This is a genomic window from Stappia albiluteola, from assembly GCF_014050225.1.
GTDB lineage: Bacteria > Pseudomonadota > Alphaproteobacteria > Rhizobiales > Stappiaceae > Hongsoonwoonella > Hongsoonwoonella albiluteola.
Map to the genome: position 1 here is coordinate 74,050 of NZ_JACFXV010000048.1, position 15,286 is coordinate 89,335.

The following is a 15,286-nucleotide window of genomic DNA, read 5'->3' on the forward strand; positions in this document are numbered from 1 at the left end:
CCGACGGACGGAGCGACGTAAACTGTGGACGTGGTTTTGAGACTTCGACCATAGTTTTAGCCTATCTGTCCCAATAAGGATGACCAAGAAAGGCGTCCCTCTCTTGGCCTGCGGTCCTAGCGACCGCTGCCGACTATATAAGAGTGCGCCTCTCATATAGTCGGGGCGTGGTGGCAGTCATATCGCCATGCATCACCTCCTTGACCGGCTCAACGGTCATGCTTGGGGTTCTTAGTTGAAGGGCTGGTGACGGTGTCGGCAAACATGTCGCCACCAGTCCTGTCTTTTTTTGGCAATCTGAAAAGCCCAGCCTGCTCGTCCTTTTCGAGCTCGCCAATATCGCGCCACATACGAGAAGTTGTCGTATTGATCTGCTGGCCGAGAACCCGCCCGTAGACTTTGGCGATGTAAGCCCGAATGTCCTTGGGAGGCAGTCCCGGCAAACCCCGCTGATGAGCGTCCATCAGCGCTTCCTTGATCATGCTCCTGACAGTCGGAGATTTCTTCGGATTAATTTCTTTACTCGGTGGCGGCGGTGATTGATCGACCTCACCAGACGAACGCCGCTCTACACCAGAAAGCCGCTCAAGCGTTCTTTCTGTGATTTCGAGTTCATTCAGCTCTGCCGTGAGCTCAGCCAAGAGCCCTTTGAGCCTCTCAACCTCACGCTCGACCTCAGTGCGGCGAATTTTAACCAAATTCGTGTCCATGCTCCTTTGATATGGCACACCCTCACAGCCGTCAAGCGAGATGAGATGATATTCACCACAAAAGCTGCATATTCCACATTTGTTCCAAATTATGATGAGATATGTGAAGGAGAGAGGCAGGACCCTGTGGCTACCCTTTCCTTCGATTGCACCCGCTTTGAGCAGGTATCCAATCGTGGGTTCAACATACAAGGACGGTAATTGTTGCGGCAGGACAGCTCAGGAAACTAGCTGATATGGTGGAACCGTCGGCGATGCGAATTGAATTCTCAATTATATCAGCGATGACGCGAAAGTCCGATGCCGCTATTTTGAGGAACGTACATCAGGCCTTTTCCTCGTCATGAAATTTTGCGACAAGGACGCACTTTCAAAATAAGGAGGCGAGTTTGGCCGGAACGCCGGAAGACGCAAAGCAGGCCGCACTCAGCGATGCGTGGGGTCTTGTCCACGGAGAGGCGAAGCGGCTGGAGGAAACCGGTATCGGCGCCCTCTTCGCCTCAGACGGCGAGCGTTTCGATCGCCTGTCCGCCACCCACGAAGACCTGTTGGTCGACTTCTCCAAGGAACGGCTGGACGAGGCCGCGCTCGACGCGCTGATCCGGCTTGCCGGAACGGCGGGCGTCGAGGATCGGCGTGCGGCGATGCTTGCAGGCCAGCCCGTCAACCTGACAGAAGGCCGCGCCGTACTGCATACGGCACTTCGCGCCGGGCCGGACGCCCGCGTTCTCGTCGACGGCGAGGACGTGATGCCGACCGTGCGTGCGGTGCTCGACCGGTTCCTCGACTTCGCGGAGGACGTGCGGTCGGGAACCTACCGCTCCGCAAGCGGAAATGCCTTCACCGACGTGGTCAATATCGGCATCGGCGGGTCCGATCTCGGACCGGCCATGGCGGCGCGCGCGCTGGCGCCGGACGCGGACGGGCCTAGGCTGCATTTCGTTTCCAATGTCGACGGCAGCCATCTGGCGGACACGCTGAAGCGCCTCGATCCGAAGACCACGCTTTTCATCGTCGCCTCGAAGACCTTCACCACTCAGGAGACGATGACCAATGCCCGTTCAGCGCGGGCCTGGCTGGAAGCCGCCCTGCCGGCCGACGCCGGCAAGCATTTTGCCGCCGTTTCCACCAATCTTGCTGCAACGAAAGCCTTCGGCATCGACGATGCCCGCGTCTTCGGCTTCTGGGACTGGGTCGGCGGACGCTATTCCGTCTGGTCGGCGATCGGCCTGCCGCTCGCCATCGCCATCGGCGCGGATGGCTTCCGCGCCTTTCTGGCGGGCGCCCGCGACATGGACGCCCATTTCGCCAGCGCGCCCTTGCGCCGGAACCTGCCGGTCCTTCTCGCGCTCATCGGCATCTGGCGGCGCAACGCGCTTGGCCTGCCGACGGTCGCGCTCATTCCCTACGACCAGCGCCTCGACCGCTTCGCCGCCTACGTCCAGCAGCTCGACATGGAAAGCAACGGCAAGCGGGTGACGCGGGAAGGAGTGCCCGTCACCCGTGCCACCGGCCCGATCATCTGGGGCGAGCCCGGCACGAACGCGCAGCATTCCTTCTTCCAGTTGCTGCATCAGGGAACCGACGTCATTCCCGTCGATTTCATCGCCTCCGCCAGCGCGCGCGACGGGTTGCCCGGCCATCAGTCGCTGCTGCTCGCCAATTGCCTGGCCCAGGCCCGCGCCCTCGCCTTCGGGCGGAGTGAGGAGGAGGTGCGCAAGCTGATGCGGGCGCAGGGGCGCAGTCCGGCGGAAATCGACAAGCTGGCGCCGCATCGCACCTTTCCCGGCAATCGCCCGTCGACGGTGATCTTGCAAAGCGAGCTCAACCCTTTCACGCTTGGCCGCCTCATCGCCCTCTTCGAACACAAGGTCTTCGTCCAGGGCGCGATCTGGAACGTCAATTCCTATGACCAGTGGGGCGTCGAGCTCGGCAAGGAGTTTGCCGGATCGCTCGGTCCGCTCGTGGCGGGAGAGGCTTCCGACACCAGCGGCCTCGATGCCTCGACCATCGGCCTTCTCGGCTATCTTTCCTCCAGCAAGGACTGATCTGATGTCTTCCGTCTCGGAAATCTGCGCACTGGCGCCCATGATCCCCGTTCTCGTCGTCAAGCGGATCGAGGACGCTGGCCCGCTCGCGAAGGCGCTCTATGACGGCGGCCTGCCGGTTCTGGAGATCACGTTGCGCACGCCGGTCGCCATCGACGCGATCAAGGCGATGCGGGATGCCTGCCCGCAGGCGGTGATTGGCGCCGGAACCCTGCGGAACGCCGCCGATCTGGAAGCCACCATCGCGGCCGGAGCCGCCTTCGGCGTCAGCCCCGGCTCCCCTTCGGCGCTCGTGTCTGCCGTCCGCAAGTCCGGCCTGCCCTTCCTGCCGGGCTGCGCCACGCCGACCGAGGCGATGGAACTCGCCGATCAGGGCTTCGAGGTGCTGAAGTTCTTCCCCGCGGAAGCGGCGGGCGGCGTGCCGATGCTGAAATCCATGGCCGGGCCGCTGCCCGACATCAAAATCTGCCCGACCGGCGGCGTGACGCCCGAAAACGCCGGAAACTATCTGGCGCTGCCGAATGTCGTGACCGTCGGCGGCTCCTGGGTCGCCCCCGACAAGCTGATCGAGGCGGGCGATTTCGCCGGCATCACCAAGCTTGCAAGGGAAGCGGTCGCCGCCCTCAAGGGCTGAGCCGGAACGCTTACCCCTCCCTCCTCGGAACGTAGTCGGCCGGATCGAGCGTTTCCGGCCGCCCGTCCAGCGAAAGCGCCGTCACCTGCGGCGGCGTTTCCGCGATCACACGCCCGCGCCGCACCACCGTAAGCCGGCGCGCCTTCAGCCGGATCGCCTCGATCGTGTCCACCGCCTGCAACAGGACGAAATCCGCGTGGCAGCCGACCTCGAGGCCGTAGCCTTCGAGGCCCATGATTCGCGCAGCGTTGACCGTGACGCAATCATAGGCGTAGCGCATCGCCTCGCGCGCGGTCATCTGCCCGACATGAAGGCCCATGGATGCCACCTCCAGCATGTCGGCCGAACCCAGCGAATACCACGGATCCATCACGCAATCGTGGCCGAAGGCGACGAGGATGCCGGCCTTGCGCAGTTCCGGCACGCGCGTCTGGCCGCGCCGTTTCGGATAGGCATCGTGCCGCCCCTGCAGCGTGATGTTGATCAGCGGATTGGCGATTGCGGCAACGCCGGCCTCGGCGATCAACGGCAGCAGCTTCGAGACGTAGTAATTGTCCATCGAGTGCATCGACGTCAGATGCGAGCCGGCAACACGGCCCGCCAGCCCCAGGCGCTGCGTCTCGTAGGCCAGCGTCTCGATATGGCGCGACATCGGGTCGTCGGTCTCGTCGCAATGCATGTCGACCATCAGCCCGCGCGCCGCCGCGATCTCGCAGAGCGCCTTCACGCTTCTGGCGCCGTCTTCCATCGTGCGTTCGAAATGCGGAATGCCGCCGACGATATCGACGCCCATATCCAGCGCCCTGGTCAGGTTCCGCTCCGCGTTCGGCGAGCGGAAGAAACCGTCCTGCGGAAAGGCGACGAGCTGAAGGTCGATATAGGGCGCGACCCGCTTCTTCACCTCAAGCAGGGCTTCGACGGCGACGAGCCGGTCGTCGCAGATATCGACATGGCTGCGGATGGCGAGCAGCCCTTGCGAAACGGCGAGATCGCAATAGCGAAGCGCCCTTTCGATCACCGCTTCATGGGTCAGCAGCGGTTTCAGCTCGCCCCAGAGCGCGATCCCCTCCAGCAGCGTGCCGCTCTCGTTCATGCGCGGCAGCCCCAGCGAAAGGGTCGCATCCATATGAAAATGCGGATCGACGAAGGGCGGCGAGACCAGACGTCCCCCGGCGTCGAGCACGCGGCGGGCCTCGACGGACATATCCGGCTCCACGCAGACGATCTTGCCGCCCGCGCAGGCGATGTCGAGGCCCGTGCGGCCGTCAGGCAGGGTGGCGTTGCGGACAAGAAGCTCGATGGTCATCGCCGGTTGCTTCCCCCTTTATCTATCGCTGCCCCTTGAAATAGGGCTTCAGCAGGGCTCGCGGATAATCGGCGCCGCGGGCCGCGACGACAAGCGCAACGATCGACAGGAGATAGGGCAGCATCAGGAAGACCTGCCCCGGAACCACAGCGCCCACTTCTGTCTGCAGGCGCACCTGGAAAGCGTCGAAGGCGCCGAAGAGCAACGCGCCGATCAGCGCCTTGCCGGGTCGCCAGGACGCGAAAACCGTGAGCGCGATGCAGATCCAGCCGCGACCGTTGACCATGCCGAAGAAGAAGGCGTCGAAAGCCGACATCGTCAGGAAGGCGCCGCCCAGCGCCATCAGCGCCGAGCCGAACATGATGGCGCCTGTCCGCAGTTTCATGACGGACAGGCCCTGCGCCTCCACCGCCGACGGATTGTCGCCGACCGCGCGGATCGCTAGGCCAAGCGGTGTGCGGTTGAGCAGGACGGCGACCAGCAGCACCAGGCCGATCGCAAGGAAGGTCAGCGGCGTCTGCTGGAAGAGCGCCGGCCCGATAAACGGCAGGTCGGACAGGCCGTCGACATCGAGCGGCTGAAAGGGCGTGATGCGCGGCGGCGAGGACACATCCGGCAGGGCGGTCCGATAGGCATAGTAGCTGGCGCTTGTCGCGAACAGGGTGATGCCGAGGCCGGAGACGTGCTGGGACAGGCCGAAGGGCACCGTCAGGATGGCATGCAGCAGGCCGAAGGCGGCCCCTGTGCCGGCGGCGACCGCCACCCCGGTCCACAGATCCGCGCCGAGCCAGACGGCCATCCAGCCGGCCATGGCGCCGGCGGTGAAGATGCCCTCGATGCCGAGATTGAGCACGCCCGCCCGCTCGCAGACAAGGGCCCCCAGAACGCCGAAGATCAGGGGCGTCGCGATGCGGATGGCGGCGGCCCAGAAATTAGCGGTCAGCAGGATATCGAGAATATCGATCATGGCTTCTCCGCCGATGCGCTGCCGCCCACCCGCATGCGGAAGCGGACGAAAAGGCCGGATACGAGCACGCAAAGCAGCGACAGCGCCACGATGAGGTCCGCGAGGTAGTTCGACACGCCGATCGCGCGGCTCATGGAATCGGCGCCGACGAATATTCCGGCGATGAAGAGCGCGGCAAGCACCACGCCGAGCGGAGACAGGCCGGCGAGCATCGCCACCACGATCCCCGCATAGCCGAAGCCGGGGGACAGGTCCGCCGTCAGGTAGCCCTTGAGGCCCGCCACCTCGCCGACGCCGGCAAGGCCGGCGAAGGCGCCCGATATCAGCCCGACCCGGACGATGGTCGCCGTGACGGGGATGCCGGCATGGCGCGCGGCGGCCGGATTCTCGCCAACCGCACGGATCTCGAAGCCCCAGACGGTGCGCTTCAGCACGATATGGGCGGCGATTGCGAGCACCAGGGCGACGACGAGGCCGGAATGGACACGCATGCGCTCCACCAGTTTCGGCAGCACCGCCGCGTCGACGATCGGTTCCGACTGCGGCCAGCCCATGCCGAGCGGATCCTTCATCGGTCCCTCGAGCATCATCTGAACGAACAGCAGGATCACGAAATTGAGCAGCAGCGTGGTGACCACCTCGTCGGCGCCGAGCCGCACGCGCAAAAGTGTCGGAACCAGCATCATCAACGCGCCGGCGGCCGCGCCAGCGATGATGACAAGCGGCAGCAGGGTGCCAGGCGGCAAGGCGAGATGGCCCGAGCCGACCGCGACCGCCGCAAGCGCTCCGGCGTAAAGCTGGCCCTCCGCGCCGATGTTCCACAGCTTGGCACGAAAGGCGATCGCGGCGGCGAGCCCCGTCAGGATGAGCGGCGTCGCGCGTGCCAGAAGTTCGGACACCGCGAAGGTCGAGCCCAGCGCGCCCTTGTACATCAGCAGATAGGCGTTGAAGACGGAGGCGCCCGCCGCCCAGATCGGAATGGCGGCGATGGCCAGGGCAAGCACGGCGGCAATGATGGGTGCCGCGGCAATCCGCACCGGGGAAACGGACTGGCGCGGCTCGAAACGGATCATGCCGCCTCTCCCGGAGCATGCCCGGCCATCATCAGGCCGACGGCGGCGCGGTCGAGCGCTTCCGTCTGCTGCGGCTCGCTCAGGCGGCCGCGATGGATGACGGCAATCCGGTCGGAGAGGGCAAAGAGCTCGTCGAGGTCCTCCGAGATCAGCAGGATGGCCGCGCCGCGCGCCCGCGCCGCCAGGAGACGCTGGTGGACGTCCTCGGCCGCGCCGATATCGAGGCCGCGAGCGGGCTGCGCCGCGATCACCACTTTCGGATCGCCGTCGAGCGTGCGCGCCAGCACGATCTTCTGGATATTGCCGCCTGAAAGGAGCCTTGCCGTGGCATCCGGCCCCGGACAACGGATGTCATAGGCCTCGATCGCCTCGGTTGCGCGGCTTGCCATCGCGGAAAACTTCAAAAATCCCAGGCGCTGAAACGCCGGCGAGCGTATCGCTTCGATCGCGAGGTTCTCGGCGACCGTCATCGCGCCGACGATGCCGTCCCGGTGCCGGTCTTCGGGAATGCGGGCGATGCCCGCCGCCATGACCTTGCGCGGATCGGCGGGCAACCGCTTCCCGTCGATTTCGATGGTACCCGACTTCGGCGGCTCGAGGCCCGAGATCAGCCTCGCAAGCGTTGCCTGTCCGTTGCCCGAAATGCCGGCGATACCGAGAATTTCCCCCCCTCGAACGGAAAGCGACAGATCGTGCAGCGCATTGCGCCCGTCGTCGGTGGATATGTCTTTCAGGATCAGGAGCGGCGCTCCCTCTTTCGAGGGCAGACGCTCGTCGGGCTCGATGTGCCGTCCGACCATGATATCGGCCAGCATATGCCTGTCGCAGACCCTCGTCGGCAGGTCGGCGACAAGCTGGCCGCCGCGAAGAACGGCAATGCGATCGGAGGCCGATAGCACCTCGGCCATCTTGTGGGAGATGAAAACGACGGATAGCCCGTTCGCGGCAAGGGCCCGCAGTGTGCGAAACAGGCTCTCCGATTCCTGCGGCGTCAGCACCGCCGTCGGCTCGTCCAGCACCAGCACCCGCGCATCGCGATACAGCGCCTTGAGGATTTCCACACGCTGCTTTTCGCCGACCGTCAGCCGGGATACGCGACAGTCGAGATCCACTTCCAGGCCGGACTGCTTCATCACTTCCGCGAGCTTCCTGCGCGCGCGGCCCCGTTGCCACCCGGGGGAAAACAGCGTCTGCGTTCCAAGGAGGATGTTTTCGAGCCCCGTGAGGTTCTCCGCCAGGGTGAAATGCTGATGCACCATGCCGATGCCGGCCTTCAGGGCGGCGTTGGGCGAGCCCTGCTCCAGCGGCACCAGCTTGCCCTCATGATCGGCAATTCTCACCGAGCCTTCATCGGCCACATAGTGGCCGAACAGGATATTCATCAATGTCGTCTTGCCGGCGCCGTTCTCGCCGAGCAGCGCGACGACCTCGCCGGGGAAGAAATCGAGATCGATCGTCTGGTTTGCGACAAGATCTCCGAAGCGCTTCGTGATGCCGGAAAGGGACAGGACGGCGGGGACTTCCGCCGAGGGCTCTGACATCTCCACCTCTTTCCAGATACGCAACCGGCACCCGACCATTCCCCCGACTGAAGGAACAGATCGTCAAAAATGCTCTACGACAGAGTATCTTACGTCCCCGGCTATGAACAGCCCCGTTACTGCCCTAGCGGTAAAGGCATACTCGCGGGAAGATCCGGGCAAGCGAGCGGCCGAAGAACACGTGGATTCTCCGGCCGCGTCGACGGTGTCAGAGAGTGGACTTCGGCTCGGCGTCGTTCACGTTGACACGGAACAGTCCATCCTTGATTTCCTGCTCCTTGTCCTTGGCCGCCTTCAGCGCGGCCGGATCGGCGAGCGTTTCGTCGACGACAAAACTGCCGCCGCCATAGCCCATGAAGCTGAATTGCCCGTAATCCGCGGCTTCGAACGTGTCCGAGGCGACCGCATCGATGACCCGATCGATCGTCGGCTCCATGTGCCACAGCGCGCTTGCCAGGATGGTGCCGGGATAGTCGCCCGACGTGTCGATCACATTGCCAATGGCGAGAATGCCTTTTTCCTTCGCGGCATCCGACACGCCGAAACGCTCGGCATAGAGAATGTCGGCCCCCTTGTCGGCCATGGCGAAGGCCGCTTCCTTGGCCTTGGGCGGGTCGTACCAGGAATTGATGAAGGTCACGAGAAACTTCACGTCCGGGTTGACCGACAAGGCGCCTTCCATGAAGGCGTTCATGAGCCGGTTGACTTCCGGAATCGCGTAGCCGCCGACCATGCCGATGATGTTCGACTTGGTCGCCTTGCCGGCGATCATGCCCGTCAGGTAGCTCGGCTCGTGGATCCAGTTGTCGAAGACGGCGAAGTTCGGCGGTACCGACCCGAAGGAAGAGCCCATCAGGAAGGCCACGTCCTGGTATTCCGACGCCACCTTGCGGGCCGCCCGCTCAACCGAGAAAGCCTCGCCGACGACCAGGTCCATGCCGCCTTCGGCATATTCGCGCATGACGCGTTCATAGTCGGTATTGGCAACGTTCTCGGAGAATGTATAGGTCACGTCGCCGCGCGCCTCGGCGGCCTTGAGGGCCTGATGGATCCGGCTCACCCATTGCTGCTCGACGGGCACGGTGTAGATCGCGGCGACCTTGAGGGGCTTTTCCTTGGCCACCGCCACGGCCCCGCCGCATGTGATTGCGGCAACCGACAGGCCGACCGCGAGGACGGTTCGGCGCGTCAGCCTGAGAAACGAATAATCGGAAGGACCGGCCATCGACATTCCCCTCTTTTCCTTAGGTAAGGTAAGAGGATATGAGCACAGAATAATCGCGCCCACAATCTGGGCAGGCTCAGAAACGCCGACGCGTTCCGGCTTCGACAGACAGGTCCGAAAAAGAAACAGGCAGGTCCGAAAAAGAAATGGGCGGGATGTTCCCGCCCATTCTTTCGCCTCGGTTCCGTTGCCGCAGGTCAGGCGGCGGCAACGTCCGTGAGGAAACGGTCGATCACGGAGCGCAGGCGCATCGAATGCTCCTGCATCTCCACCGTTGCGTTGCGCATCACTTCGGCCGACTGCGAGCTTTCGCTGACGCTGTCGCTCAGCGAGGCGATCGCCGAGGAGACGGTCATCGTCCCGTTCGCGGCCTGCGCGACATTGCTGGAAATCTCGCCGGTTGCCGCACCCTGCTGGCGCACGGCCGCGGCGATTGTCGAGGTGTAGCGGTTGACTTCGTCGATCGATTCGGTGACCGAAGCGATCTCGCCGACAGCCTCCGCCGTCGACGCCTGAATGCCGGCGATCTGGGCGGAAATCTCTTCCGTTGCCTTCGCCGTCTGTCCGGCAAGCGACTTTACCTCGGAGGCGACGACGGCAAAGCCCTTGCCCGCATCGCCCGCGCGCGCCGCCTCGATTGTGGCGTTGAGGGCCAGCAGGTTGGTCTGCTCGGCAATTTCCGAAATCAGCGACACGACATCGCCGATCCGGTTGGCTGCCTGCGCGAGCCCGCCGATCTTGGCATTGGAGGAATTCGCATTCGCCGTCGTCTGCTCGACGATCTGGGCCGTCGTGGCGACCTGGCGCGCGATTTCCTCGATCGAGGCGTTGAGTTCTTCCGTGGCCGAGGCAACGGCCTGGACGTTCTCAGACGCCCTTGTCGACTCGTGGGTGGCTTCCTGTCCGCGGTTCGCGGCTGCCGCGGCAAGACCGGTAAGGGATTCGGAGAGGCCCCCGACACGCGACAGGTTTTCCTCCACCGAGGAAAGCACTGTCTGCATTTCGTTGCGGAAGTTGGCGATGAGGTCGTCGATCGCCTTCTGCCGGCTTTCGCGCGCGATGTGCCCGACCTTGCGTTCCGCGGCCAGTCGCTCGCGCTCGACGGCGTTTTCCTTGAAGACCTCGATGCTGCGGGCCATTTCGCCGATCTCGTCGGAACGGTCGCGGCTGCCGACCTCGATCTCCAGGTCGCCCTCGGCGATCCGGCGCGCCACGACCGAAAGCTCGGCAAGCGGGCGGAATGTGCGCCCGGTCAGCCACCACATGATGCCCACCATCGGCAGAAGGCAGAGCGCGCCGGCGATGATCACGCCATAGGTGATGCGGCCGGCGGCTTCCGAAAGCTCCGACTGCGCCACGGTCTCGACGACTGCGAAGCTGCGGCCGAGAAACTCTCCGGCGGCTTCGCGAAAGCGCAGTTCGTCGCCGTCGATGTCGAGCGTATTCGCGGAGGTCTTGACGTCCGCAAGCTGATAGGACGCGCTGGTCGTGCCGTCGGCGGAAAGCTCAACCAGGCTGCCGTCGTTGAGAAGCAGCATCGTGCGTTCGGTCTCGCCGATGCCGGTGCGATCGGCGAGCACGGACGCGAGGCCGTGCATGTCGATCGTCAGGGCCACCGCGCCGAAATAGGAGTCGAGATAGAAGACCGGAGTGGCGACGACGGCAACGATCGACCCGTCTGCGCCCTTCGTGAAGCCCGAGAAGAAGACGTCGCCGGCCTTGACAGTGCCTGCGACCGTTCCCTCATGCAGCGGCTTCAAGGCAAGCTGCGTCGCGGACCCGTCGATCTCCGGGGCGTCGATCCGGCGGGCGAAGTCGTCTCCCTTGCGGTAGGTATAGATGATGTTGCCGTCCGGATCCGCCAGCGCCACGTCGGAGAAGAGGCCCTGTCCGACCATCTCGCGGAACGCGATATGGATCACCTTGTGATTGGTGGCGTAGTAGTTGTCGACGCCGGGGTCTTCCAGCAGATAGCGCTCCGCTACGCTGTTGGGATTGGCTTCCACAAAGATCGAGATCAACTGCTCGGTCTGGTTTTCCTTCAGGTTCTTCCAGCCGGCCCGCATCTTCATGATGCTGTCCTTGGCGTTGGGAAGCGTCGCGAAGAAACGCGCGCTGTCCTTTACCTGCTGGAGCGACATCGTCATCGCCTTGCTCTTGCCGAGCGTGGCGCTGGCGAGTGCCTTGCCGGCCTGGTCATTTGCGACATTTCCCGCAAGCTGCGAGGTCGTCACGACCAGGGCCAGACACAGGACAGCCGCCCCGGCGAAGAAAAGCATCGCCAGCTTGGTTGAAAGTTTTTTGCGAAGCATCTCCACCCCCAAGGTGTTCTTTATAGTCGGGTGTTTTTTTGGGTGGCGTGAGAATGCCGGCAAAACTCCAAGGATTGATTAACGGCCGCAGTCCTCCGGCGCGCGCAGCGCGCGCCGGGGTCATGCCACGCTCGCACGCGCCTGAAGACGATAGCTTTCGCCGGGATGAAGCAACCTTGCCAGGGTAACGACCCGGCTGCCCTGCCGGGTTCTCCGGCTGATTTCCAGGATCGGCGCGCCTCTGGCAATTCCCAGGACTTCCGCATCCGCGGGTTCCGCCGCCAGCGCGGCCACCTCATGCTCCACCGATGACCAGGCGATGTGATCGAGCAGCCACTGGTTCGGGCCCGACGATGCAAAGTCCTCGCCTGCCGCATCAGGCGCGGCCTGAAGGTTGATCCAGCGCCTTTCGAGCTGAAACGGCACGCCGTCGGCCAGATGCAGACAGGTGACTTCGAGGATGGGAGCCCCTTGCGCGACATCGAGCCTCGCCGCCAGTTCGGCATCCGCCGCCACGCTCTTGCGGCCTATCAGCCTGTAGCCGACGCGAGCTCCCAGCCGCTCGATCTCCTGGTCGATGCGCGGGATGTCCAGCAGCGCGCTGTGGCCGGTAAAGGGTGCCACGCGCGTGCCGGCGCGCCTGCGGCGCTCCAACACGCCCTCGCCGGCCAGTTCGCGGATCGCCCTGTTGACCGTCATGCGGGCGCAGCCGTAGCTGCGCGCGAGCTCGACCTCGCCGGGGATCGTGGCGCCCGGGCGCCATTCGCCCTTGCGAATGCGCTGCAGGATATCCGCCTTGATGCGGCCATAGAGCGGCGATGCCTTGGCGGACTCCGCCCCGGCGCCTGCGGTGTCATGCGGTGCCTGCATGCCGGATTGCTTCCGATCGTGAATAGGCCGTCTCCCCTCGCCCCCGCGGCGGGCGCTTTCATCGGGTATCAGTTTTGGAGCAGCTTCGGAAAATGTCTATACATAATTCAGGGCGATTGGCGCGCGGCGAATCTCTGTCGCACCCTTCGATCATAAGTCACGACGAAAGTGTATTAATCGATCGTCGTGGTTCGTCCGCATTCACCTTGTCGGTATAGTTGCGGCCGGAAGCGTGGTTTCACATGCCTTGACGGCATGCGTGGCCGCGCCGACCGGCCAGGAGGAGGAACTGAGGCCGGTCGCTGTGGGGGTGGCTGGAGCACAGCCGGTTCATGAACCCGATGCCGTCGGGGTGGACCGGGCAGCATCCGGCCAAAGGCGTCGCGGAGGATCCCGTTCGGTCTCGCCGCAAGTTGTTCGCGCCGGATATGCCTTCGCAGCACCAGGATCGTTACGCGGAGGAGAATTAATGGATAACGATAAGGAAGCAGGGATCGCCTACTGGAAGGCGAACCTTTCGCTCGTGAAATGGAGCCTTGTCATCTGGGCTCTCGTGTCATTCGGCTTCGGAATCGTTCTGCGGCCGCTTCTTTCAGGCATCAAGATCGGCGGAACCGACCTCGGTTTCTGGTTTGCCCAGCAGGGGTCGATCTACGTCTTTCTTATCCTGATCTTCTTCTATGCCTGGCGCATGAACACGATCGACAAGAAATACGGCGTCGACGAAGAATAAGGCCGGGGGGAAACACATGGATCTTCAAACCATTACGTATATCATCGTCGGCGGAACCTTCGCGCTCTATATCGGCATCGCGATATGGGCCCGGGCGTCGACGACGGGCGAATTCTATGCCGCGGGCCGGGGTGTGCACCCGGTCACCAACGGCATGGCCACGGCGGCGGACTGGATGTCGGCAGCCTCCTTCATCTCCATGGCCGGCCTGATCGCCTTCGTCGGCTATGACAACTCCACCTTCCTGATGGGCTGGACCGGCGGCTACGTGCTGCTCGCCATGCTGCTTGCGCCGTATCTTCGCAAGTTCGGCAAGTTCACGGTGCCGGAATTCATCGGCGACCGTTTCTACAGCCCGACGGCCCGCCTTGTGGCGGTGATCTGCCTGATCGTCGCCTCGCTCACCTACGTGATCGGCCAGATGACCGGCGTCGGCGTCGCCTTCTCGCGCTTCCTCAACGTGCGTGCGGATGTCGGCCTCTATATCGGCGCTGCGATCGTCTTCGCCTATGCGGTGCTCGGCGGCATGAAGGGCATCACCTATACCCAGGTCGCCCAGTATGTCGTGCTGATCCTGGCCTACACGATCCCGGCGGTCTTCATCTCGCTGCAACTGACGGGCGTCGCCCTGCCGCAGATCGGCCTGTTCTCCAGCACTGTCGCCGATGGCGTGCCGCTGCTGACCAAGCTGAACCAGGTCATCGGCGATCTCGGCTTTGCCACCTATACGGGGCATCATACCAACACCTTGAACATGGTGCTGTTCACCATGTCGCTGATGATCGGCACGGCGGGTCTTCCGCACGTGATCATCCGCTTCTTCACGGTGCCGAGGGTTGCCGATGCCCGCTGGTCGGCCGGCTGGGCGCTGGTCTTCATCGCCATTCTCTACACGGTCGCTCCGGCCGTGGGCGCGATGGCCCGCCTCAACCTCGTCGACACGATCCAGACGGGCGAGGTCGGCTCGCCTGACGGCAATCTCGCCTATGACGACCGGCCGAACTGGTTCAAGAACTGGGAAACCACCGGCCTTCTCAAGTTCGAGGACAAGAACGGCGACGGCCGCATCCAGTACTACAACGACAAGTCGGCAGACTTTAACACCAAGGCCGAAGGCTTCGGCTGGAAGGGCAACGAGCTGACCGTGAACCAGGACATCCTGGTGCTGGCCAACCCGGAAATCGCCCGCCTGCCGAACTGGGTTATCGCACTGGTCGCCGCCGGCGGTCTTGCGGCCGCCCTTTCGACGGCGGCGGGTCTGCTGCTTGCGATCTCGTCGGCGGTGTCGCACGACCTGATCAAGGGCGCTTACAACCCGAATATCTCGGAAAAGGGCGAACTGCTCGCCGCCCGTATCGCCATGGCGGTATCGATCGGCGTTGCCACCTATCTCGGCCTCAACCCTCCGGGCTTCGCCGCCCAGACCGTGGCGCTCGCCTTCGGTCTTGCGGCCGCGTCGATCTTCCCGGCGCTGATGATGGGTATCTTCGTGAAGCGCATCAACAACAAGGGTGCGGTGGCCGGCATGCTGTCGGGCCTGATCTTCACGCTGGTCTACATCTTCTGGTACAAGGGCTGGCTGTTCTTCCCGGGCACCAACTTCGCCCCGGATACGGCCGAATACTGGGTCTTCGGCATTTCGCCGCTGTCCATCGGCACGGTCGGCGCCATCCTGAACTTCGCGGTCGCCTATTTCGTGTCCAACGCGACAGAGGCTCCCCCACAGGAGATCCAGGACCTGGTGGAAAGCATCCGCATCCCGCGCGGTGCAGGTGCCGCCCAGAGCCACTAAGCCCGCATGGCTTGCGGCTGAACGCGATCGCGGACCCCGCCCCCGGCGGGGTCCGCATTTATTTTTCCGCCGACC

At 63.9% G+C, this 15,286-nt stretch carries 12 protein-coding genes; 4 read left to right on the forward strand and 8 right to left on the reverse strand.

Features of this window, described 5'->3' with window-relative positions; genetic code table 11:
• Positions 1-209: 209 nt before the first annotated feature.
• Positions 210-710, reverse strand: coding sequence for a hypothetical protein (locus H2509_RS08550; RefSeq protein ID WP_182164314.1), 501 nt, complete (start codon positions 708-710; stop codon positions 210-212).
• A 389-nt stretch (positions 711-1,099) separates the two neighbouring features.
• Between H2509_RS08550 and pgi the strand changes: the two genes are divergently transcribed.
• A complete protein-coding gene (gene pgi / locus H2509_RS08555; protein ID WP_182164316.1) occupies positions 1,100-2,758 on the forward strand; it encodes a glucose-6-phosphate isomerase in 1,659 nt (552 codons plus the stop codon).
• Between the two features lie 4 nt (positions 2,759-2,762).
• Positions 2,763-3,392 carry a bifunctional 4-hydroxy-2-oxoglutarate aldolase/2-dehydro-3-deoxy-phosphogluconate aldolase gene (eda, locus tag H2509_RS08560; protein WP_182164318.1) on the forward strand — a complete coding sequence of 210 codons (630 nt, stop codon included), beginning with the start codon at positions 2,763-2,765 and terminating at the stop codon, positions 3,390-3,392.
• A gap of 10 nt (positions 3,393-3,402) precedes the next feature.
• Here eda and H2509_RS08565 read toward each other — a convergent pair whose 3' ends face one another.
• The 7 genes from H2509_RS08565 to hutC all read right to left on the reverse strand — a co-directional run bounded on the left by H2509_RS08565 (position 3,403) and on the right by hutC (position 12,686).
• Positions 3,403-4,698 (reverse strand): amidohydrolase family protein, encoded by a 1,296-nt coding sequence (locus H2509_RS08565; protein WP_182164320.1) that lies wholly within the window; start codon positions 4,696-4,698, stop codon positions 3,403-3,405.
• A gap of 22 nt (positions 4,699-4,720) precedes the next feature.
• A complete protein-coding gene (locus H2509_RS08570) occupies positions 4,721-5,665 on the reverse strand; it encodes an ABC transporter permease (protein WP_182164322.1) in 945 nt (314 codons plus the stop codon).
• A complete protein-coding gene (locus H2509_RS08575; protein ID WP_182164324.1) occupies positions 5,662-6,738 on the reverse strand; it encodes an ABC transporter permease in 1,077 nt (358 codons plus the stop codon). The genes H2509_RS08570 and H2509_RS08575 overlap by 4 nt, the downstream gene beginning before the upstream one ends.
• Positions 6,735-8,279, reverse strand: a complete 1,545-nt coding sequence (locus tag H2509_RS08580) for an ABC transporter ATP-binding protein (RefSeq protein ID WP_182164326.1) — start codon at positions 8,277-8,279, stop codon at positions 6,735-6,737. Before H2509_RS08580 ends, H2509_RS08575 begins: the two co-directional genes overlap by 4 nt.
• A 208-nt stretch (positions 8,280-8,487) precedes the next feature.
• Positions 8,488-9,510 carry a BMP family protein gene (locus H2509_RS08585; protein WP_235974819.1) on the reverse strand — a complete coding sequence of 341 codons (1,023 nt, stop codon included), beginning with the start codon at positions 9,508-9,510 and terminating at the stop codon, positions 8,488-8,490.
• Between the two features lie 191 nt (positions 9,511-9,701).
• A complete protein-coding gene (locus tag H2509_RS08590) occupies positions 9,702-11,816 on the reverse strand; it encodes a methyl-accepting chemotaxis protein (RefSeq protein ID WP_182164328.1) in 2,115 nt (704 codons plus the stop codon).
• A 120-nt stretch (positions 11,817-11,936) separates the two neighbouring features.
• Positions 11,937-12,686: a histidine utilization repressor gene (hutC, locus tag H2509_RS08595; RefSeq protein ID WP_182164330.1), complete on the reverse strand. Its 750-nt coding sequence runs from the start codon at positions 12,684-12,686 to the stop codon at positions 11,937-11,939.
• 469 nt (positions 12,687-13,155) lie between these two features.
• Between hutC and H2509_RS08600 the strand changes: the two genes are divergently transcribed.
• Entirely contained in the window at positions 13,156-13,419 is a 264-nt protein-coding gene (locus tag H2509_RS08600) for a DUF4212 domain-containing protein (RefSeq protein WP_182164332.1), read from the forward strand.
• Between the two features lie 16 nt (positions 13,420-13,435).
• Positions 13,436-15,211, forward strand: a complete 1,776-nt coding sequence (locus tag H2509_RS08605; RefSeq protein ID WP_182164334.1) for a sodium:solute symporter family protein — start codon at positions 13,436-13,438, stop codon at positions 15,209-15,211.
• Positions 15,212-15,286 lie beyond the last annotated feature (75 nt).